Here is a 20,962-nt window from a genome sequence, read left to right on the forward strand (position 1 = left end):
TTTATATGAGAAAAATAGATGAAGAAATTAGTGAGAATTATAAATTTCACATAGAGCATCTTCCGGAAATAAAAAAATCAATTGATTTTCTTGCTAAAGAAATTAATTCTTTTATAGATGTTATTGATAAATCTCCCGGTTTTACTGCATTGGTGCAGAGGCTTCAGGTAAATCATTTTTTGTGTGTGATTCATGAAATGAACTCTGCAATTTACAATTCAATAATAACAGGAAAATATACAGCTGCTGAGTCATTGTCTCGAGTCTCATTGGAGATGTCTGCTAATTTGTTATATATATTAGGTGGGGATAAGCATGGCAGGTCTAAAGGGTATTTAAAGTATCATTTAGATCATAAAAAGAAAAATTTTCATAAATGGGATAATTTTTCGAATGAAAATAATAACGAATATATTTCGCAAAAAATTAAAGAAAAAATTAAACAATTTCAAGATATAGAAGATGTTTTTTATGGGCTAACGGATGCGCCTTTTGAGGAGTGGCCTAAATCTATTTTTGAAAAATTTGAAAAAATTGGGCATAAGGAAGCATATAGAACTTTGTATTCAACAGCTTCGGATGCTGTTCATCTTTTAGGAGATGATGTTTTGAATGTGGTGCTGTGTAACTTTATTCCTCAAGATGAGCAGAAAGGTGTTATAAAAAACATATTGAACGAAAAAATAAGCTCTGTTATATATTTTTTAACTTATTGTTTGGTTTTTCAATTTGAAGGCGTGTGTAAAGTTATGGTGAGGATGTCGTTTGATAAAAATAGGATAAATAAAATAGAAGAAGCTAAAAAAGTTTTGAATGAGATTTTGTTGATTCATGAAGTTGATGAAATATATGCTCACGAAGCTCTTATGAAAAATAAAACTCTCTGATTGAGAGTTTTATTTTTCATAGTATTTTTTTTGCCCTCGTCTACATCTTGCTCATCATCGTTGCCGGCCTGGCATCGCGCCAGGGTTATGTACCGTTTCCTGCCGTGTTGGGCAACTACCCGGGCGATGCGCTGTGGGCCTGGGTCGTGTTCCTGTGCGTGGCTTGGGCCAAGCCATCCATGACGCGGTGGCGTTTGGTCGGCCTCTCTCTGCTGATCGCTTTTGCCATCGAGTTTCTGCAGCTCTATCAGGCGCCCTGGATGCAGGCGCTGCGAGCTAACAAGCTGGCGTATCTGGTGCTGGGCAATGGCTTTGATCCGCTGGACTTGGCGGCCTATGTGGTCGGCATAGGCTGGGGCGCGCTGGTGGATGCCTGCTGGCCCTGGCGCCGTGTGGCACAAGCGCAAGACTTGAACGCTTGAGCCGCGTGGGCGTGATGCGCTGTGGGGCTGCTGCGTACGCTGTCTAGAATCGGCCTGTCATACAACACAGGGATTGAGGTAACTGCCATGGGATTGCTGGACGGTATGTTGGGTAACGCATCCAAGATGGATGCGGGCAAGATTCAAGCGGAGTTTGCGCAGATTCTGGCGCCAGGCGAGAGGGTGGAGCATGCGTACCAACTGATCCGCGACTACTTCGTCTTTACCGACAAGCGCCTGGTGCTGGTGGACAAGCAGGGCATCACCGGCAGCAAGGTGGATTACCACTCCGTGCCCTACAAAAGCATTACCCACTTCAGCGTGGAGACCGGCGGAACCTTCGATCTGGATGCCGAGCTGAAGATCTGGATTTCCGGCATGGCGACGCCTGTGCAAAAGCAATTCAACAAGAAACTGAGCATTTACGAAGTGCAGTCGGTTCTGGCCAGCTATGTGCTGAAGTGAGTTGACAGAGTTGATTGCCGTGCATGTCTGGGGCAACAAGCCTTTGCCGCTGGTTGGCTTAGGGTGATGAGTCAGCCCGGCAGTTCAAACCCCGTTACCGCACCCCGCCCCGTCTGGGGTCAGGGGAAGTCCGGTTCAGCGCTGATGGAGAGCGCCACGCCTTTTCACGGCAGCTTCTTCACCGAAGCCCTGGCCCGCATACGCTCGGAATGGGCTGCCACGCGGGGGAAGTCGGCAATGTCCACGCCATCACCTTTGAGCCAACTGGCCAAGATGTACAGATAGCCATCGGCCACGGTGAATTGCTCGCCCATCACCCATGGTTTGTCGCCCAGGTAGTGCTTCTCGATGACGGAAAAGCATTCGTACATATTCTGCTGCACCTTGGCGCGCATGGCGGCCTGTGCGGCTTCATCGTCGGCCCAGCGCGAGGCCCGCATGCGGTGGGCGTGGGCAACATGCACTGTGGAGGCCAGATAGGCATTGAAATCCTGCATCTGAGCCAACGCGAATGCATCGTCCAGCGGCGCCAGAGCGGCTTGCGGATAGGTCTGCGCCACGTACAGAAGCAGCGCAGGCACTTCGGTCAGCACGCCCCTTTCGGTGACCAGCGCAGGCACGCGGGCCTTGGGGTTGAGGGCCAGGTATTCGGGGCTGCGCTGCTCATGGTCGGCAAAGTTCAGCGTATTGAGCGTGAACTGCGCGTCGGCTTCGTAGAGCGCAATTAGTACGGCCTGAGCGCAGGTGCCGGCAGCGTAGTACAGCGTGAGTGGGGTTGCCAAGGTCGGTCTCCAGAAATGAGGTGTCTGCCAGTGTAGGGCGCGCGCCGGTCTGCAGCCGCGGCCTGAATTCCCTGAAGGTGAGCGTTCATCCTGCTTGCCGACTGGCAGTCGCCCTGCATTGGTGTAACAAGGTCGTTCGCTGGCCTGAGGTGGCATGAAATGTGCTGCTCGTTTCAGGTATCAGCATGACAACAAGCATTACCCCATGAAAACCCCTCTGCACTACCTGGTTGCGGCAAGGCAAAACGAAATTGCCGAGCTGGAGCAGCTCGGCAGCGCTTGCGCCCTGGTCAGTCGCATGTCGCAGCTGATCCATGCTCTGCAAAAAGAGCGGGGCCTGTCCAATATCTTTCTGGCCAGCGAGGGCGCGCAGGGCCGGGAGGCGCTGGATCAGCACCAGCCTTGGGTGCAGCAGGCGATCGCCGAGCTCAGTGCAACGCTGGAGGCCTTCAGCCTGGGCCTGTCCGGCGCGCATGGGGCGCGGCTTTTCAGTGCGATTGCCTATGCGCTGCAAGGAATCGAGGCCTTGCCGCTGCTGCGGGCGCACCGGGATGGACAGCGGCTGACGCCCGAGGAAAGCACGCAGGCCTATATGCGTCTGGTCGCCGGCTGTTTGACCGTGGTCTTCGAGGCCGCCGACAGCGCCTGTGATCCCGATATCTCCCGCACACTGGTGGCCATGTTTCACTTCATGCAGGGCAAGGAGCTGACAGGCCAGGAGCGGGCCGCAGGCGCGGCCGCATTTGCCAGCGGGGTTTGCAACGCGGCACGCCAGCACCACTGGCTGCATCTGATCGAGTCTCAGGACAAGTGCTTTCAGGTATTTGCGGATTTCGCATCGCCGGCGGTGGCGGCCTGCTGGCAAACGCAAAACCAGTCCTGCGCGGATATGGCGGTGATCGAACGTTTGCGCCGTATTGCCTGCACCAGCCCGCCGGGCAGCACGCTGGACTGGGCGCTCAACAGCGTCTGGTTTGAAGCCTGCTCGCTGAGGCTGGATGCCATGCACCAAATTGAAGCCCTGCTGGCGCAGGAGCTGGAGAGCCTGTGCGGGCAAAAGCTGGCGCTTGCCCGCACCAGCCTGTCTCAGCAGTTGCAGCGCTTGCATCTGCCGGACGGCATGCCAGACCCGGCTCCAGGCCAGTTGGCGGACGGCATGCAGTTCTTCAACGGGCCTGCGCCCGGCATGCCCTGGCCCATGGACCTGGGCTGCGGGCCGCAGCTGGGGCGCTCCATTTTGTCTCTGGTGCAGGAGCAGGCGCAGCGCCTGCAGCTGATGCAGACGGAAATCGACAAGGCGAGAACCTCCTTGAAGGAACGCAAGACGATTGAGCAGGCCAAGGGCGTGTTGATGAGCTACCGGCAGATGAGCGAGAGCGATGCCTACAAGCTCATACGCCAGACCGCCATGAACCAGAACCGACGCATGCTGGACGTGGCCGAGGCCGTGTTGGCGACGGTGGATTTGCTGCCTGCGGGAGCTGGCACCAAAGCGTAGCTCGATGGTGTGAATTTTCTGCTGCACCGCACCAAAGAAGGGCTGGCAATGAGGTCGGCCCAGGGCTCTCCCTCTGAGCTGCGATGGAAAAGAAGCTGGCATGGAACCTGCTTTGTCTTCTGCATCAAGCAGGCCAAAGGCGGTCGGGCTTTAGCGTTATTACAAGTAGCTCAGGACAACGGCGTCCCTTTCTTCTCCGAACCGGGGAGGCAAGGACGCCGTTTTGTTTTGCGGTTTGGCTTTCACCACGATTTTTGATGGAGTTTTCTCATGAGCAAGCGCCAATCGTCACCCGCTTTTACCCACTTCGAGATACCCACGGCCAGCGGGCGACGCGAATTCTTGCGTCGCAGTGCCGGCGCGGCATCGGGCGCTTTTCTCTATGGCGCTCTGGGCCACCATGGCGCCTGGGCGGCCGGCTCGGATGCGCCCGAAATCAAGGAGGTGAAAATAGGCTTTATCCCGCTGACCGATTGCGCCAGCGTGGTCATGGCCTCGGTGCTGGGGCTGGATCAGAAATACGGCGTCAAGATCACGCCCACCAAGGAGGCCAGCTGGGCCGGTGTGCGCGACAAGCTGGTCAACGGCGATCTGGACTTTGCCCATGTGCTCTACGGCATGGTTTACGGCATGCATATGGGCGTAGGCGGCCCGCAAAAAGACATGGCCGTGCTGATGACGCTCAACCGCAACGGGCAGGCCATCACCCTGTCCAAGAAACTGGCGGAAAAAGGTGCGGTGGATGCAGCTTCCCTGGCCAAGCTGATGGCCACAGAAAAGCGCGAATACACTTTTGCCCAGACCTTTCCTACGGGCACCCACGCCATGTGGTTGTACTACTGGCTGGCCAGTGCCGGTATCAACCCAATCAAGGATGCCAAGGTCATCACCGTGCCGCCGCCGCAGATGGTGGCCAATATGCGCGTGGGCACTATGGACGGCTATTGCGTGGGCGAGCCCTGGGGCCACCGCGCAATCATGGATGGCATAGGTATCACGGCCGTCACCTCGCAGGACATCTGGCGCGATCACCCCGAAAAAGTGCTGGGCTGTACCGGCGACTTTGCCAACAAGAACCCCAATACCGCACGCGCCGTGATGATGGCCGTGATGGAGGCCGGGCGCTGGATTGATGCCAGCATGCAAAACAAGCTCAAGATGGCGGAGACCATTGCCGCCAAGTCCTATGTGAACACCAGCGTGGATGCGATCAACCAGCGCATTCTGGGGCGCTATCAAAACGGTCTGGGCAAGACCTGGGACGATCCCAACCACATGAAGTTCTTTGCCGATGGCGATGTGAACTATCCCTATCTGTCGGATGGCATGTGGTTTCTCACCCAGCACAAGCGCTGGGGTTTGCTCAAAAGCCATCCGGACTACCTGGCCGTGGCCAAGAAGATCAACAAGACCGAGCTGTACAAGCAAGCGGCCTCGCAGCTGAAGGTCAGCCTGCCCAAATCGGATCTGCGCACCAGCAAGCTGATCGACGGCAGCAGCTGGACCGGTGCCGATCCTGCGCGCTACGCCGACAGCTTTGCCGTCAAGGCCTGATGCACCGACCCCTGTTCTGAAAGGAGTGAGCCATGATGAGCGCACTGATCAAATCGACCCCGGCCCGCAGCGCCGACCAGCCCGAACCAGCCAATGCAGCGACGGCAGCGGCCGCTGTGTCCGCCACTGCCGTGCAAGTGCCACCATCCACGCCAGCACCGCCGCCTGCGGCACAAGCGGCCAAGGCCAGGATGTCCTTGAACCAGTATTTGAGCGCGGCGCTCAACTGGCTGCTGCCACCGGCCATGGGTCTGGGGCTGCTGGTGGTGCTGTGGTCTATCGCCGCCAGCAGCAGCGGCGGCAGCATTCCCACGCCCGTCGATACCTGGAAGCAGGCGCTGGAGGTGTTCAGCGATCCCTTTTATCGCAACGGCCCCAACGACCAGGGCGTGGGCTGGAACATTCTGGCCTCGCTGCAGCGCGTGAGCGTGGGCTTTGGTCTGGCGGCGCTGGTCGGCATTCCGCTGGGTTTTGCCATCGGCCGCTTCGACTTTCTCTCGCGCATGTTCAACCCGCTGATCAGCCTGCTGCGCCCGGTATCGCCCCTGGCCTGGCTGCCGATTGGCTTGCTGCTGTTCAAGGGTGCCAACCCGGCAGCCATCTGGACCATCTTCATCTGCTCCATCTGGCCCATGGTCATCAACACCGCGGTAGGCGTGCAGCGCGTGCCCCAGGACTATATGAACGTGGCGCGGGTACTCAAGCTCAGCGAATGGAAGATAGCGACCACCATTCTGTTTCCGGCCGTGCTGCCTTATATGCTGACCGGCGTGCGCCTGGCCGTGGGCACGGCCTGGCTGGTGATCGTGGCGGCCGAAATGCTGACCGGCGGCGTGGGCATTGGCTTCTGGGTCTGGGACGAGTGGAACAACCTCAACGTCAAGAACATCATCATTGCGATTTTCGTGATCGGCCTGGTGGGCCTGGTGCTGGAGTGGGCACTGGTCAAGCTGGCTTCGGCATTCACATTCGAGGAGGTCAAGGCATGAATTCCCATCCATCCAAACAGACTGCGGCCCGCTTCATCGATGTGCAGAACGTGGAGCAAAGCTTCAAGACCGCCAAAGGAGTGTTTCTGGCCTTGCAGAACGTCAATCTGAGCATTGCCCAGGGTGAGTTCGTGAGCCTGATCGGTCACTCGGGCTGCGGCAAGTCCACCTTGCTCAATTTGATTGCCGGATTGACCACCCCCACGCAAGGCGTGCTGCTGTGCGCCAACAAGGAGATCAAAGGCCCGGGGCCGGAGCGTGCCGTGGTGTTTCAAAACCATTCGCTGCTGCCATGGCTCACCTGCTACGGCAATGTGTATCTGGCGGTGGAGCGGGTGTTTGGCAAGAGCGAGAACAAGGCCCAGCTGGCCGAGCGTACGGCCGCCGCGCTGGCGCTGGTGGGGCTCAGCCATGCAGCCCAGAAACGGCCCGGAGAAATCTCAGGCGGCATGAAGCAGCGCGTGGGCATTGCCCGGGCGCTGTCCATGGAGCCCCAGGTCTTGCTGATGGACGAACCGTTTGGGGCGCTCGATGCGCTGACCCGTGCCAAGCTCCAGGACGAGTTGCTGGAGATCGTGGCCCGCACGCACAGCACCGTGGTCATGGTCACTCACGATGTGGATGAGGCGGTGCTGCTGTCCGACAAGATCGTGATGCTGACCAACGGGCCCGCCGCCACGATTGGCGAAGTGCTGCAGGTGGCGCTGCCGCGCCCCCGAAACCGGGTGGAGCTGGCCGAAGACGCGAACTATCAGCTATACCGCAAGGCCGTGATCGACTTTCTCTACACCCGCCAAGGGCATGTGGAAAAAGCGGCTTGAACCCTCGGCTTCTCACGTTGCATGGCGCCTGATGGCGCCATGTTTTTTTGCACAGCAATAAAGCGGGCTTGCACAAAAGCAGTGCATGCAGGGCGAGAGGGGTGCGGCCTGCAGGCTGCAAAAAGCTGGCATGGCAATTGCATATTGTTCAGCGTGGCCAAAGTGGGCCACAGGGCGAAGGTGCAAGGCTGTGCCAGAGTCCAAAGACAAAGACGTCTACGCGTTCATGCAAGTCATGCAACGCGCAGACGTCTTTTTTTGTTGCCGGGCCAGCGCCCTCTTGGGGGCTGTTGCCACACGCAGTGGGCAGGCGTGGGGGGCCCTTTCTCGCAAACCCACGAGGACTCAGATGAAAAAATCCAAATTGGTCATGATTGGCAACGGAATGGCAGGCGTTCGCGCTCTGGAAGAGCTGCTGACCATCGCCCCCGATTTGTACGACATCACGGTGTTCGGCGCCGAGCCGCACCCCAACTACAACCGCATCCTGCTGTCGCCGGTACTGGCCGGGGAGCAGACGCTCAGCGATATCGTGCTCAACGACTGGGCCTGGTATCAGGACAACCATATCCTGCTGCACGCCGGCTACACGGTGACGGCCGTGGACAGAGCCCGCCGCGTGGTGCACGCGGTCAATGCCGGCGGCGAGACGGTCAGTGCCGAGTACGACCGCCTGATCATGGCCACGGGCTCCAATCCCTTCATCCTGCCCATTCCCGGCAAGGACTTGCAGGGGGTGCTGGCCTATCGCGATATTGCCGATACCGAGGCCATGATCGAAGCGGCCAAGACGCTCAAACATGCGGTGGTGATCGGCGGCGGCCTGCTGGGGCTGGAGGCGGCCAACGGCCTGATGAAGCGCGGCATGCAGGTGACGGTGGTGCATGTGGGCGACTGGCTGATGGAGCGCCAGCTCGACGAGCAGGCAGGCCGCATGCTGCAGACTTCTCTGGCCGAGCGCGGCATGCAGTTTTGCATGCAGGCGCAAACGCAGGAGCTGCTGGGTGACGCCAGCGGCCGCGTGAGCGCCGTGCGCTTCAAGGACGGCAGCGAGATTCCGGCCGAGCTGGTGGTCATGGCCGTGGGCATACGCCCCAATACCGGCCTGGCCGAGTCCATGCATCTGCATGTGAATCGCGGCATCGTGGTCAGCGACACCTTGCAGACCGTGACCGATCCGCGCATCTACGCCGTGGGCGAATGTGCGGCGCACCGTGGTGTTGCCTACGGGCTGGTGGCGCCGCTGTTCGAGCAGGGCAAGGTGCTGGCCAACCATCTGGCCGAATTCGGCATCGGCCGCTATCTGGGCTCGCTGACCTCGACCAAGCTCAAGGTCACCGGCATCGATCTGTTCTCGGCCGGCGACTTCCAGGGCGGCGGCGATACCGAAGAGATTCTGATGAGCGACCCCTATGCCGGGGTCTACAAAAAGCTGGTCATCAAGGACGACAAGCTGGTCGGCGCCTGCCTCTACGGCGACACGGTGGACGGCAGCTGGTATTTCAAGCTGCTGCGCGAGGGCCGCAGCGTGGCCGATATTCGCGACAAGCTGATGTTTGGCGAATCCAATCTGGGCGACGCCGGCCACCAGGGTCAGAACAAGGCGGCGGCCCTGGCCGATGGCGACGAGGTCTGCGGCTGCAACGGCGTGACCAAGGGCGCCATCTGCAAGGCCATCAAGGACAAGGGCTTGTTCACGCTCGACGATGTGCGCAAGCACACCAAGGCCAGCGCCAGCTGCGGCTCCTGCACCGGGCTGGTGGAGCAGATCATCATGTTCACGGCCGGCGGCGACTATTCCGCATCGCCCAAGACCAAGGCCATGTGCGGCTGCACCGACCACGGTCATCAGGCCGTGCGCGATGCGATCCGCGAGCACAAGCTGTTGAGCACCGATGCCGTGTTCCACTTCATGGAGTGGCGCACGCCCAATGGCTGCGCTTCCTGCCGTCCGGCCGTCAACTACTACCTGGTCAGCACCTGGCCCAAGGAGGCCAAGGACGATCCGCAAAGCCGCTTCATCAACGAGCGCAGCCACGCCAACATCCAGAAAGACGGTACCTACAGCGTGATCCCGCGCATGTGGGGCGGAGAGACCACGGCCTCCGAGCTGCGCCGCATTGCCGATGTGGTGGACAAGTACCAGATTCCTACTGTCAAGGTGACGGGCGGCCAGCGCATCGACCTGCTGGGCGTGAAGAAGGAAGACCTGCAAGGCGTGTGGAATGACATAGGCATGCCCTGCGGCCACGCCTACGCCAAGGCCTTGCGCACGGTCAAGACCTGTGTGGGCAGCGAATGGTGCCGCATGGGCACGCAGGACAGCACGCAGATGGGCAAGGATCTGGAGCGGGCCATGTGGCGCATGTATGCGCCGCACAAGGTGAAGTTCGCCGTCAGCGGCTGTCCGCGCAACTGTGCGGAGTCCGGCATCAAGGACGTGGGAATCATAGGCGTGGACTCGGGTTGGGAGATGTATATCGCCGGCAACGGCGGCATCAAGACCGAGGTGGCGCATTTTTTCACCAAGCTCAAGACCGCCGAGGAAGTGCTGGAGTACACGGGCGCCTTCATGCAGCTGTACCGCCTGGAAGGCTGGTATCTGGAGCGCACCGTGCATTACGTCAACCGCGTCGGGCTAGACCATGTGAAGCGCCGCATTCTTGAAGATGAACCAGGCCGCAAGGCACTGTGGGAGCAGCTGCAGTTTGCGCTGGAAGGCGAGCCCGACCCCTGGTTCGAAACCGACAAGGCGGCTGTGGATACGCGCCAGTTCCAGGCCCTGCCTGTGATGCCAACCCAAAGCACTGGCGTCAGCGCCTGATCAAAAGCACCGAGGAGCCAGAAATGAGTGAATGGATTTCTATCTGCACGATTGACGACATCCCCGTGCTGGGCGCACGCCGTGTGGCGCGGGCCAAAGGCCTGGATGTGGCCGTGTTTCGCAATAGCGAAGACGAAGTGTTTGCGCTGCTGGACAGCTGTCCGCACAAGGGCGGGCCTTTGTCGCAAGGCATTGTGTTCGGCCGCAGCGTGGCCTGCCCGCTGCACAACTGGACGATTGCCTTGAGCACCGGCCAGGCAGCGGCGCCCGATGAAGGCTGCACGCCTTATTTCAGCGTGCGTGTGCAGGACGGCGAGGTGCAGCTGTGCGCAGAAGAACTGGCCAGCCGTGCGCTGGAGCAGACGCGACCGCATGCAGGGCCCGCACATTGCGCTGGCAAGTCTGGCTGCGCCACGGCCTAGTGTTTTGATTGCTATGAATTGAATAGCTGTATGCGCTTTTTTGGAAAGCGCTACAGCACGATTTCACTGAAAGTCTGCCATGCGTGAGACCAAGTCCACCTGTCCCTACTGCGGCGTCGGCTGTGGCGTGGTTATCGAGTCCGAGGGGCGCAGCATTGTCGGCGTGCGCGGCGACCCGGACCATCCTGCCAACCAGGGGCGTTTGTGCAGCAAAGGCAGCAGCCTGCATCTGACCGCTGCACCGGAGCTGGCGCAGCAGGCCCGCTTGCTGCAGCCCATGCGCAGGCTGGAGCGCAGCGCTGCACCGGAGGCGGTGAGCTGGGATGCTGCCCTGGACGAGGTGGCCGCGCGCATTGCCAACATCCATGCCGATCACGGGCCCGATGCCCTGGGTTTTTACCTCAGCGGTCAGTTGCTGACCGAGGACTATTACGTCTTCAACAAACTGGTCAAAGGGCTGCTGGGTACCAACAACCTCGATACCAATTCGCGCCTGTGCATGAGCAGTGCTGTGGCCGGCTACAAGGCCACGCTGGGTGCCGATGCGCCGCCGGCCTGCTACGAAGATATCGACCTGGCCGGCTGCCTGTTCATCACCGGCAGCAATATGGCCTGGGCCCACCCGATTCTGTTCAGACGGGTGGAAGAGGCCAAGGCGCGCAACCCTCAGCTAAAGATCATCGTGGCCGATCCGCGCAAGACGGAGACTGCGGAGCTGGCGGATCTGTATCTTCCACTGCAGCCGGGCAGCGATGTGATGCTGTTTCACGGCCTGTTGCACATCATGCTGTGGGAGGGCTGGACGGACAGCGCCTATATCGCGCGGCATACCAGCGGCTTTGCCGAACTCAAGCAGTTGGTGCGCGAGGCGACGCCGGAGCAGGTGTCCCGCGTCTGCGGTCTGCCCGTGGCTGATCTTTACCAGGCCGCGCGCTGGATGGCATTGGGCGGAGCCGAAGCTCTGGACGGCCAGCGCCAGCCCACGCTCAGCCTGTATTGCCAGGGCCTGAATCAGAGCCGCAGCGGCACGGCCAATAACGCGGCGCTGATCAATCTGCATCTGGCCACCGGCCAGATCGGCAGGCCGGGCGCAGGGCCGCTGTCGCTGACCGGCCAACCCAATGCCATGGGCGGGCGCGAGGTGGGCGGTCTGTCCAATCTGCTTAGCGCCCACCGCGATCTGGCCAACCCCGAGCACCGTGCCGAAGTCGCTAGCCTGTGGGGTGTGGACGCTGTTCCCGCGCAACCGGGCAAGGCGGCACTGGAGATGTTCGAGGCCGCCGCCGACGGGCAGATCAAGGCCTTGTGGATTGCCTGCACCAATCCGGCGCAGAGCATGCCCAATCAGGCCATGGTGCGCAGGGCGTTGGAACGTGCCGAGCTGGTCGTGGTGCAGGAAGCGTTTGCCGCCACCGAAACCACGGCCTATGCCGATGTGCTGCTGCCGGCCACTACCTGGGGCGAGAAGCTGGGCACGGTCACCAACAGCGAGCGGCGCATCTCCCGCGTACGCTCTGCCGTGGCCGCCCCGGGGCTGGCGCAGCATGACTGGCAGATCGGCGTGCAACTGGCACAGCGGCTGGAACGGCGGTTGCGCCCCGGGCTGCCCAGCCTGTTTGCCTATGACACGGCTCAGGCCGAGGCCGGTGCCGAGGCCATCTGGAACGAGCACCGCGAAAGCACGCGAGGACGCGATCTGGATATCACCGGCCTGAGCTGGAGCGTGCTGGAGGCACAAGGTCCGCAGCAATGGCCCATGCCCAGCGGCGCAGACACCGGAGTCAAACGCCTGTATGCCGACGGGCGCTTTGCCACGGCCGACGGCCGCGCCACTTTCGATGTTCAGCCCTGGAAAGCCGTGGCCGTGCCGCGCGACGCCCGCCATCCCTTCAGCCTCAATACCGGCAGGCTCAGAGACCAGTGGCATGGCATGACGCGCACCGGGCAGCTGGGCCGGCTCTTCTCCCATGTCAGCGAGCCGCAGCTGCAAATGCATGCGCAGGACATGCAGCGCCTGCAGCTGCAGTCTGGCGATCTGGTTCATGTCTCCAACCCCTTGGGCGCGATTGCTTTGCCGGTGGTTGCCGATGCGGGCTTGCAGCCGGCCCAGGTGTATCTGCCCATGCACTGGGGCAGCATGTTTCTGAGTGGCAAAAGCTCCAAGGGGCTGCGACTTGCCGGCGTGAATGCGTTGACCACGGACCAGCGCTGCCCGCGTTCGCGCCAGCCCGAGCTCAAACATGTGGCGGTCAAGGTGCTCAAGGCCGAGATGCCCTGGACCTGCCTGGGTATGGCATGGCTGGATGAATCCCAGGTGCAGCGGGTGCGCCAGGCCTTGGCCGCTTTGATGCAGGAATTCGACTTTGCCAGCAGCGTGCTGTTTGGCCGTGCCGTGCCGCTGGAGCAGGCCGCGCAGGGGCGCAGCGGCGTGCAGTTTCGCGCCGCCGCCTATGAGGCGCCTTCTGCCGCCGTGCTGGCGCGGCTGCATGAGCTGCTGCAGCTGGGCGGGACCGATGCTCTGCGCTATGTGGATGCGCGTCGCCAGTGCAGCCGTGCCATGGCGCTGCGCAAGCATGAGGGGCAGACCTTGCTCGACAGCTTTCTGCTCTGCGGCGATGCCAGTGCCGGCCAATGGCTGGCACCGATCTTGCGTGATGAGCAATCAACCCAGAGCTTCGGTCGCCTGTTGCTGGCCTCCGGAAAAATGCCGCCAACGGCCATGCCGGCCAGATCCCGTCAGGTCTGTGCCTGCATGAATGTAGATGAGGCCGGCATTACCCAGCAGCTGCAGCAATGCAGCGGCACGGCGCAGGAGCGTCTGGAGAGTTTGAAAAGCCAGCTGGGTTGCGGCACGCGCTGCGGCTCCTGCATTCCGCAGATCAAGCAGCTGGTGCAAAGCGTTGCTGTCGTTGCATAAGCTTTTTAAAGCGAAAGGTCGGTATGAACTCTCCCGAGACACCTCTGCCATCGCCAGGCTGCTGCTATCTGGTCGGTGCCGGGCCCGGCGGCCCCGAGCTGCTGACTGTCAAAGCCTTGAAGCTCATACAGGCGGCCACCTTGCTGCTGGTGGACGATCTGGTCTCGCCCGAAATCGTGGCCCTGGCCAGCCCGGCGGCGCGTGTCATCCAGGTGGGCAAGCGCGGCGGGCGCGAGAGCAGCTCGCAGGCCTTCATCGAAAAGCTGATGGTCATGGCCGCAGGCCAGGGCGAAGTGGTGGTGTGGCTCAAGGGCGGCGGCGAACCCGTTACCTTTGACCGCGATGGTGAAGAGGCAGAGCGTTTGAAGGCGGCTGGCGTGCCGGTACACGTGGTCAGCGGTATCACATCGGAGCGGGTGAGCGCCGCGCCGCTCATGCACAGCCATCACGCGCATGGTGCGATTTTCATAGCTGGCAAGGTACGGCCAGACGATGCGACGCCCGGCCGGACGAGGCCGGGCCTGGTGGCCTATAGAGGCGCGCCGTGTGAAATTGAAACGCGCTGTGCCGGGTTTGCCTGACGGCACCCCGGCTCAAACGCTGATTTGTCACCCAATGGTCTCAGGGTGATGCAAAGCATGACTAGAATTTGGCTGGGCCCGGAACCTTGGCTTTCGGGCTTCCCCTTGGTCATTCACCATGCCAGACCTTGTACATCGCAAGGGGGATGAGGGCTGGCACATCCGAGAGCCGTGATGAGCATTGCATACCCAGATACCCAGCTTTTGATTGAAGGCCAGTGGCAGGACGCCGCCAGTGGCAAGAAGATTGATGTGCGCAACCCCGCCACGGGCGAGGTGATTGGCCGCGTGGCCCATGCCGATATCACTGATCTGGACCGCGCTCTGGCCGCGGCAGACAAAGGTTTCCAAGTCTGGCGCAAGGTCTCGGCACACGAGCGCGGCGCCATCATGCGCCGTGCAGCCGCCTTGCTCAAGGAGCGTGCCGACGAGATTGCTGCGCTGCTGACCCAGGAGCAAGGCAAGCCGTTGGCCGAAGCCAAGGTGGAAATCATTGCCGGTGCCGGCATCATTGAATGGTTTGCCGACGAGTCGCTGCGCATTTACGGCCGCATCGTGCCTTCGCGCAAGCCCGAGATCCAGCAACTGGTCATCAAGGAGCCCGTGGGCCCGGTGGCGGCTTTCACGCCCTGGAACTTCCCCGTCAACCAGATCGTGCGCAAGATTGGTGCGGCGCTAGCTTCGGGTTGCTCCTTCCTGTGCAAAGCACCTGAAGAAACTCCCGCTTCGCCTGCCGCGCTGCTCAAATGTTTTGTGGATGCCGGCATTCCCGCCGGCGTGGTGGGTCTGGTCTATGGCGATCCGGCCCAGATTTCTTCCTACCTGATTGCCAGCCCCGTGATCCGCAAGGTCACCTTCACCGGCTCCACCGCCGTAGGCAAGCAGCTGGCGGCGCTGGCCGGTCAGCACATGAAGCGTTCCACCATGGAGCTGGGCGGTCACGCTCCCGTGATCGTGGCCGAGGATGCCGATGTGGAGCTGGCTGTGAAGGCGGCCGGTGCGGCCAAGTTCCGCAACGCGGGCCAGGTCTGCATCTCGCCCACGCGCTTTCTGGTGCACAACAGCGTGCGTGAGGATTTCACCCGCGCCATGGTGGCTCATGCCCAGGCGCTGAGCGTGGGCAACGGCCTGGAAAAAGGCGTGCAGATGGGCCCGCTGGCCAATCCGCGCCGCGTGACCGCGCTGACGCAAATGGTGCAGGACGCCGAAAAGCACGGTGCCAAGCTGCTGGCCGGCGGCAACGCTTTTGGCGATGCAGGCAACTTCTTTGCGCCCACGGTGCTGGCCGATGTGCCGCTGTCGGCAGACATCTTCAACAACGAGCCTTTCGGCCCCGTGGCCGCCATTCGCGGCTTCGACAAGCTGGAAGATGCTATTCAAGAGGCCAACCGCCTCTCATACGGTCTGGCGGCCTATGCCTTCACCCGCTCGCTCAAGACGGCGCATCAGCTGTCGCAGGATGTGGAGACGGGCATGCTGTGGGTGAACCAGCCTGCGCTGCCCTCGGCCGAGCTGCCGTTTGGCGGTGTCAAGGATTCCGGCTACGGTTCCGAAGGCGGCCCCGAGGCGCTGGAGTCGTATCTGGTATCCAAGGCCGTGGCTATTACCTGTGTGTAACCCCCTGAGGCGCTGCGCGCCTTCCCCCTTTCTCGCTTCGCGGAAGGGGGACGACAGCATCGCTGCGGGGCGGCCCTTGCTTGCTGCCCCTTTGTTGGAGGGCGCCGGTTTTTAAGGCGCAGGCTATAAAAAAGCCGCTGTGTTTTGCAGCGGCTTTTTGCTTTTATGGGTGATGGTGCTCAGGCAATCTTGGCGGTGCTGGCAAAAAAGGTTGGATGCGCTCCAATGTCCTGGGCTGCCAGTTGCAGCTGCAAGGCCTGCTCGGGCTGCCGGTGTTGGATTCGTTTGGCAACCGCGCGCAGCAAGGGCACGGCCTTGGCAGGTGCCGCCTGCAGGTTTTGCAGGCGCAGCAGTGCGCTGCGCACGCTGCGTGCCGTGCTTTCGGACTGCAGCACATCGTCGCTCAAGCCGTGCAGCACGTGGACGGCCTTGCCCACGCGCAGAGCGGCCAGTCCGCAACTGGCGGCTTGCTGTACTTCGGCGGGGCCGGCTTTCTCGCTGGCACGCACCAGACGCAGCAGGCGGTGGAACAGGCGAGCGCGCCAGATGCGCACATCCTTGGTGTGCATGGGGGCTGCGGCCATGTCCTGCAGCTCATGGACCATCATGGCGCGCAGGCCTTGCAGCCTGCCTTGCACCGTGATCGGCAGTATGAAGCGGTAAGCCAGCCAGCCGGCCAGGGGGCCGGTGATGATGGCCACGGCCATGGCCAGCGAATGGCCGTAATCCAGGGTGTAGGGAAACTGCGGCGACAGCGCCAGCAGCAGCACCATATTGCAGTCATAGCCCGAGAGCATGGTGCGGCGGTGGCTGAACAGCAGGGCGCCTATGAAGATGAAGGGCATCATCCACAGCACCATCTGCAGCTGGCTGCCGGCCAGCGGCCAGACCAGCCACTGGCAGGCCAGGGCCACGGCGGCTCCCATGGCCTGGCCCAGGATCACATAGCGCATGGTGAAGGCCGGGTTCTCGAAGGAGGAGAACACGGTGATCATCACCGACAGACCCAGCAGCATATAGGCGCCGCCGCTCCAGCCGGTGATGACCCAGATCAGGCCCACCAGAAAGATGGAGCTGAAAGCGCGCAGCATGGCGCGGCGGGCGCTGACCCAGTCGCTGTGCAGCACCACGGGCAGCTGGCGGGCGCGATGCTGGCTGGGCAGGGGCAGATCGCTGGCGGCCACCAGATGGGCCTGCAGGGCCAGGCCGATGTTGCCAATGATTTCCTGGGCATGGCCCCAGCCGGCAGCGGCATCGCGAGCCCTGGCGATGGCATCTATGGCGGCATGCGGAGCGGGCTGGGTTTCCAGCAGCTTGGCGGCCTGCTCCAGCGCTTCGGCCATGGTCAGTGCATGGGCGCTGCTGAAATCGGCGGTGATGGTCTTGCCCGTGCTGTCACGCAGCCACAGCAGCGCAGAGATTTGCGTGTTCATCAGCCGGCGCAGAGCACGCACGGCGCGGCGTGAGCGCTGCGAGCCGGCCGCATGCGGCTCCAGCCCTTCCTCGATCAAGGCCAGGGCCGAAAGTCGCTCGGCCAGTTCTTTGGGGCTCAAGGCGCTCTGGCCCGGCTTTACCTGTCGGGCTGCCGCAGCCATATCGCGCAGCAAACGGGCGCACAGGCGGCGCACCTGGCCGTTGCCCGGAATCTCTGCGTCCGCAGGAATGAACAGCCAGCCCACGATGAGCGCTGCCACCACGCCGGTGAGTGCGGTCAGCAGTCGGTCCCAGCCCAGTGCGTACACATGGGCGGGATGGCCGGAATCGAGCAGGGCCACCATGGCTGCAGAGTAGCCGGCCAGCATGGTGCCGTAAGACGCAAAGCCGCGCTGCAGATTGCCCAGGCCTGCGCACAGCCCCATCCAGAGGGCCAGGCCCGTGACCAGATACAGCAGATGGCCTTGTGCCAGCAGCACCAGGCCCACGCCGCCCGCGATGCCGATGATGGTGCCGGTGATACGGAAAAAGCTTTTCTCCAGCATTTGGCCGCGCAGAGGCTGAGAAGCGGCCCAGACCGTCATGCCTGCCCATTGCGGGTGTTGTAGCCCCAGAGCCCAGGCAGCGAATACGGCCAGACAGGCTGCAAACGCGGTGCGCAGATGCTGGCGCAGGCGCGGGCTGTCAAAGCCCCAACCGGCGGCGCGCTCCAGAAAGCGGTCGTAGCTGGCCAGGCTCATGCTCTCACCTCGGGTGCATCCTCGGGTTGTGGCGTGTTGCAACGCTCGACATGCATCTGCTCTATGCGTGCACGGATCTTGTTGACCCCGCCCAGCATGGCTTCGACTTCTGTCTCGCTCAGGTCTTGCAGCATGGCCAGCTCTGCCTGCAGCATGGTGGCGCGTATGCGATCCACGGCGACATGGCCTTCGGCGGTGAGAAAAATGCGTTTGCTGCGGCGGTCGGCAGCATCGGCGCGGCGCTCCACCCAGGCATGGCCTTCCAGAATGTCCAGCAGACGCACCAGACTGGAGCCGTCCAGGCCCACACGCTCGGCCAGTTCCTTCTGGGTCACGCCATCGCCCCAGGCGCGCAAATGGATCAGTGGCGTCCAGGTGGCATCGGTCAGGCCGCTGGCGGCCAGCTGATCTTCCACCAGGCGGCGCCATTGGCGGGTGAGGGTGACCATCAGAAAGCCCAGACGGTCGCGGGAAGGTGCATCAGCAAAAGACATGCTGCCGATTTTATTTGTTGTTCAATTAATTTGTAATTCAAATTAGTTGAATAAGCATTGATGTTGTGGGTAATTCCTTGATTTTTGATAGTGGAAATAAAAAAAGAGAGCGCATGGCGCTCTCTTTGAAAGGGGTTGAAGCTTGTTGGACTGGTTTTTAGAACAGGGTGGGAATCCATAGGTTCAGCAGCAGACCGGCCACCAGCAACCATGCAAACAGCAGGGCGGCCAGGATCAGCGGCTTGGTGCCTGCAGCGCGCACGGCGCGGATATGGGTGGTCAGGCCCAGGGCTGCCATGGCAATGGCCAGCAAGGCGTTATCGAGCTGCACACCGACGCTGACCAGTTCCTTGGGCAGCACGCCCAGGGAATTGATACCCGCCATCACCACAAAGCCCAGAGCAAACCAGGGAATGGTGATCTTGTTGCTAGTGGGGCTGCCGTTGCTCACACCTTGCTTGCGCTCGCTGCGCGACAGCCACATGGACAGAATCAGCAGGAAGGGGGCCAGCATCATCACGCGCACCATCTTGGCGATCACGGCGGTGTCGGCGGCCTGGCTGCCGATGGCTTCGCCAGCGGCAACGACCTGGGCTACTTCGTGCACGGTGGAGCCGACGAAGATGCCGTATTGCTGCGCATCCACATTGAGCCAGCCGTACTCGGCATTCCAGTGGAACAGGGCAGGGTAGAGGAAGGTGCCTATGGTGCCGAACACCACCACGGTGGCCACGGCCACGGCCACATCTTCGGCGCGGCCCTTGGCCACGGGCTCGGTGGCCAGCACGGCAGCGGCACCGCAGATGGAGGCACCGGCGCCCACCAGCAAGGTGGTGCGCTTGTCCATGCCCAGCAGCTTCTGACCAATCCATTGCGCCAGCAGGAAGGTGCTGGAAAGCACCAGGGCGTCAATCACCACGCCGGCCATGCCGACATGGCCGATGTCCTGAAATGTCAGGCGCAGGCCGTACAGCACGATGCCGGCGCGCAGCAGGCGTGCCTTGGTGAAGGCGATGCCGCTGTGGCACTGACTGGCCATGGCAGGATAGACGGTGTTGCCTATGACCAGGCCGATGATGATGGCCAGCGTCAGTGCGCTCAGGCCGTTGCTCTTGATGACGGGGAATTGGGCGGCCCAGGTGGCCACGGCGGCAATGACGCCCGCCAGCAACAGGCCAGGCAGCAGGGCAGTGGTTTTCTGCATCCAGCCCTGGGGCTGGCTTGAGTGGGACAAAGTCGTGGTGTTCAAGGTGAATCTCCTGCCGAAGCGCTGCATCGGACGTGAGCTGGCTTCAGCGTTGGGTTCACTTTAGATTTGTTCGTTATATTTGTATAACGAATAGTTTTTGTAAGATCAATCGATAAAACTGGTAGATTGCTCTCTGATGGCCTCAAAGATCCGGCAAGTCCGAGATCAGACCGGGCCGCGCTTATAGTCGCCAGGCGCGGTATTCAGGCCGCGATTGATGGGAAAAACAGGTAAGCCATGCTGCATCTCACCTTGCGCCAACTCGAGATTTTCTGTGCCGTGGCGCAAGCCGGCACCACCGTGGCTGCGGCCGATGCCATAGCGCTGTCCCAGTCCGCCACCAGCGCGGCCCTGCAGCAGCTGGAGCAGGGTTTGAGCGTGCAGCTGTTTGAGCGCGTGGGCAAGCGCTTGGTGCTCAACGATGCCGGCCGGGCCATGCTGCCCCAGGCCCTGAGCCTGCTGGAGCTGGCTCGCGGCATGGAGATGGCTTTCTCGGCCAAGGCCGCCCACATGCCGGTTCGGTTGCGGGTGGCGGCCAGCACCACGATAGGCACTTACGCCTTGCCCCAGGTGCTGGCGCGGCTGGCGCAAACCCATCCGCTGGTGCGCGTGGATCTGCAGATTGCCAACACGCTCGAAGTGGGCGAGGCCGTGCAGGCGCTGGAAGTGGATCTGGGGCTGATCGAAGGCACCAGCCATTGGCCGGGGCTGGAGGTGCAGCCCTGGCTGCGCGACGAGCTGGTCATCGTTGCCTCGCCGGAAGATGCGCTGTGCGAGCAGGCCAGGCACAAGCCGCTGGGCGTGGCCGCGCTGAGGCAGGCCGCCTGGTTGTTGCGCGAGGCGGGCTCGGGCACCCGTGAAATGGTGGAGCATGCGCTCTTGCCCCATCTGCACCAGTTGCCCGCGTCTGCCACGCTGGGCAGCTCGGAGGCCATTGCGCGCTGCGTGGCCCAGGGGCTGGGCATCAGCTGCCTGTCGCGCGTGCTGGTGCAGGCGCTGGTGCAGTCCCATGCGCTGCAGGTGCTGCCCACCACGCTGCCGCGCATGTGGCGGCATTTCTCCCTGGTGCAACGCGCGGGCAAGCGCCGCTCGCCGGCACTGGAGGCCTTTGTCCAAGCCTGTCTGGCCAGCGAGCAGCCGCTGGCGGATTGAGGCTTGAAGAGGCTTTGGTGCTTGATGGGTAAGCGCAGCCAGCTATGGTTTTATTCATTAGCCACTTTGCTTGTAGCTGCTGTTTTTGCCCCTATATTGGATAGACAAGACCGG

At 61.5% G+C, this 20,962-nt stretch carries 16 protein-coding genes and 1 pseudogene; 13 read left to right on the plus strand and 4 right to left on the minus strand.

Annotated features, from left to right (window positions below):
* Window positions 1-5 precede the first annotated feature (5 nt).
* From EAO39_RS22445 to EAO39_RS03875, 3 genes are all read left to right on the plus strand, one after another.
* Window positions 6-887 carry a DUF5677 domain-containing protein gene (locus tag EAO39_RS22445; RefSeq protein WP_162989479.1) on the plus strand — a complete coding sequence of 294 codons (882 nt, stop codon included), beginning with the start codon at window positions 6-8 and terminating at the stop codon, window positions 885-887.
* 47 nt (window positions 888-934) lie between these two features.
* Window positions 935-1,309, plus strand: a complete 375-nt coding sequence (locus tag EAO39_RS03870) for a DUF2809 domain-containing protein (protein WP_240466893.1) — start codon at window positions 935-937, stop codon at window positions 1,307-1,309.
* A gap of 87 nt (window positions 1,310-1,396) precedes the next feature.
* The gene (locus tag EAO39_RS03875) at window positions 1,397-1,774 is read left to right on the plus strand and encodes a PH domain-containing protein (RefSeq protein WP_120966241.1); all 378 of its coding nucleotides are present in this window, start codon (window positions 1,397-1,399) and stop codon (window positions 1,772-1,774) included.
* A 164-nt stretch (window positions 1,775-1,938) separates the two neighbouring features.
* On the opposite strand, the gene EAO39_RS03880 is transcribed toward EAO39_RS03875, so the two are convergent.
* Window positions 1,939-2,556, minus strand: coding sequence for a glutathione S-transferase family protein (locus tag EAO39_RS03880; protein WP_205589342.1), 618 nt, complete (start codon window positions 2,554-2,556; stop codon window positions 1,939-1,941).
* 205 nt (window positions 2,557-2,761) lie between these two features.
* Here EAO39_RS03880 and EAO39_RS03885 point away from each other — a divergent pair, with 205 nt between their 5' ends.
* The 9 genes and pseudogenes from EAO39_RS03885 (at window position 2,762) to EAO39_RS03925 (ending at window position 15,779) form a co-directional block, all read left to right on the plus strand.
* Window positions 2,762-4,054 carry a nitrate regulatory protein gene (locus tag EAO39_RS03885; RefSeq protein ID WP_120966243.1) on the plus strand — a complete coding sequence of 431 codons (1,293 nt, stop codon included), beginning with the start codon at window positions 2,762-2,764 and terminating at the stop codon, window positions 4,052-4,054.
* A 270-nt stretch (window positions 4,055-4,324) separates the two neighbouring features.
* The gene (locus tag EAO39_RS03890) at window positions 4,325-5,608 is read left to right on the plus strand and encodes a CmpA/NrtA family ABC transporter substrate-binding protein (protein WP_120966244.1); all 1,284 of its coding nucleotides are present in this window, start codon (window positions 4,325-4,327) and stop codon (window positions 5,606-5,608) included.
* Window positions 5,609-5,640: 32 nt separating this feature from the next.
* Window positions 5,641-6,597 carry a nitrate ABC transporter permease gene (ntrB, locus tag EAO39_RS03895; RefSeq protein WP_120966245.1) on the plus strand — a complete coding sequence of 319 codons (957 nt, stop codon included), beginning with the start codon at window positions 5,641-5,643 and terminating at the stop codon, window positions 6,595-6,597.
* On the plus strand, window positions 6,594-7,418 hold the full coding sequence (locus EAO39_RS03900; protein WP_120966246.1) for an ABC transporter ATP-binding protein: 825 nt from the start codon (window positions 6,594-6,596) through the stop codon (window positions 7,416-7,418). The genes ntrB and EAO39_RS03900 overlap by 4 nt, the downstream gene beginning before the upstream one ends.
* A gap of 349 nt (window positions 7,419-7,767) precedes the next feature.
* Window positions 7,768-10,242 (plus strand): nitrite reductase large subunit NirB, encoded by a 2,475-nt coding sequence (nirB, locus tag EAO39_RS03905; protein ID WP_120966247.1) that lies wholly within the window; start codon window positions 7,768-7,770, stop codon window positions 10,240-10,242.
* A gap of 23 nt (window positions 10,243-10,265) precedes the next feature.
* The gene (gene nirD / locus EAO39_RS03910; RefSeq protein WP_120966248.1) at window positions 10,266-10,664 is read left to right on the plus strand and encodes a nitrite reductase small subunit NirD; all 399 of its coding nucleotides are present in this window, start codon (window positions 10,266-10,268) and stop codon (window positions 10,662-10,664) included.
* Between the two features lie 79 nt (window positions 10,665-10,743).
* Entirely contained in the window at window positions 10,744-13,581 is a 2,838-nt protein-coding gene (locus EAO39_RS03915; RefSeq protein WP_120966249.1) for a nitrate reductase, read from the plus strand.
* Window positions 13,582-13,604: 23 nt separating this feature from the next.
* Window positions 13,605-14,075, plus strand: a pseudogene (locus EAO39_RS03920) (SAM-dependent methyltransferase); the annotation flags it as partial.
* Between the two features lie 261 nt (window positions 14,076-14,336).
* Entirely contained in the window at window positions 14,337-15,779 is a 1,443-nt protein-coding gene (locus EAO39_RS03925; RefSeq protein ID WP_120966251.1) for an NAD-dependent succinate-semialdehyde dehydrogenase, read from the plus strand.
* 179 nt (window positions 15,780-15,958) lie between these two features.
* Here EAO39_RS03925 and EAO39_RS03930 read toward each other — a convergent pair whose 3' ends face one another.
* From EAO39_RS03930 to EAO39_RS03940, 3 genes are all read right to left on the minus strand, one after another.
* On the minus strand, window positions 15,959-17,953 hold the full coding sequence (locus EAO39_RS03930; protein WP_120966252.1) for an FUSC family protein: 1,995 nt from the start codon (window positions 17,951-17,953) through the stop codon (window positions 15,959-15,961).
* On the minus strand, window positions 17,950-18,447 hold the full coding sequence (locus tag EAO39_RS03935) for a MarR family transcriptional regulator (RefSeq protein WP_120966253.1): 498 nt from the start codon (window positions 18,445-18,447) through the stop codon (window positions 17,950-17,952). Before EAO39_RS03935 ends, EAO39_RS03930 begins: the two co-directional genes overlap by 4 nt.
* A gap of 157 nt (window positions 18,448-18,604) precedes the next feature.
* Complete coding sequence (locus EAO39_RS03940) at window positions 18,605-19,696, minus strand: YeiH family protein (RefSeq protein ID WP_205589343.1); 1,092 nt, start codon at window positions 19,694-19,696, stop codon at window positions 18,605-18,607.
* Window positions 19,697-19,933: 237 nt separating this feature from the next.
* On the opposite strand from EAO39_RS03940, the gene EAO39_RS03945 reads away from it, so the two are divergent.
* On the plus strand, window positions 19,934-20,848 hold the full coding sequence (locus tag EAO39_RS03945) for a LysR family transcriptional regulator (protein ID WP_120966254.1): 915 nt from the start codon (window positions 19,934-19,936) through the stop codon (window positions 20,846-20,848).
* Window positions 20,849-20,962: the final 114 nt, after the last annotated feature.

The organism is Comamonas sp. lk (assembly GCF_900564145.1).
Classification (GTDB): domain Bacteria; phylum Pseudomonadota; class Gammaproteobacteria; order Burkholderiales; family Burkholderiaceae_C; genus Comamonas.

What these genes read in the sequence shown, in the direction of transcription:
- EAO39_RS03930 (WP_120966252.1), bottom strand. Translation starts at nt 17,953, where the DNA reads ATGAGCCTGGCCAGCTACGACCGCTTTCTGGAGCGCGCCGCCGGTTGG.
- EAO39_RS03925 (WP_120966251.1), top strand. Translation starts at nt 14,337, where the DNA reads ATGAGCATTGCATACCCAGATACCCAGCTTTTGATTGAAGGCCAGTGG.
- ntrB (WP_120966245.1), top strand. Translation starts at nt 5,641, where the DNA reads ATGATGAGCGCACTGATCAAATCGACCCCGGCCCGCAGCGCCGACCAG.
- nirD (WP_120966248.1), top strand. Translation starts at nt 10,266, where the DNA reads ATGAGTGAATGGATTTCTATCTGCACGATTGACGACATCCCCGTGCTG.
- EAO39_RS03890 (WP_120966244.1), top strand. Translation starts at nt 4,325, where the DNA reads ATGAGCAAGCGCCAATCGTCACCCGCTTTTACCCACTTCGAGATACCC.
- EAO39_RS03900 (WP_120966246.1), top strand. Translation starts at nt 6,594, where the DNA reads ATGAATTCCCATCCATCCAAACAGACTGCGGCCCGCTTCATCGATGTG.
- EAO39_RS03885 (WP_120966243.1), top strand. Translation starts at nt 2,762, where the DNA reads ATGAAAACCCCTCTGCACTACCTGGTTGCGGCAAGGCAAAACGAAATT.
- EAO39_RS03935 (WP_120966253.1), bottom strand. Translation starts at nt 18,447, where the DNA reads ATGTCTTTTGCTGATGCACCTTCCCGCGACCGTCTGGGCTTTCTGATG.
- EAO39_RS03945 (WP_120966254.1), top strand. Translation starts at nt 19,934, where the DNA reads ATGCTGCATCTCACCTTGCGCCAACTCGAGATTTTCTGTGCCGTGGCG.
- EAO39_RS22445 (WP_162989479.1), top strand. Translation starts at nt 6, where the DNA reads ATGAGAAAAATAGATGAAGAAATTAGTGAGAATTATAAATTTCACATA.
- nirB (WP_120966247.1), top strand. Translation starts at nt 7,768, where the DNA reads ATGAAAAAATCCAAATTGGTCATGATTGGCAACGGAATGGCAGGCGTT.
- EAO39_RS03915 (WP_120966249.1), top strand. Translation starts at nt 10,744, where the DNA reads ATGCGTGAGACCAAGTCCACCTGTCCCTACTGCGGCGTCGGCTGTGGC.
- EAO39_RS03875 (WP_120966241.1), top strand. Translation starts at nt 1,397, where the DNA reads ATGGGATTGCTGGACGGTATGTTGGGTAACGCATCCAAGATGGATGCG.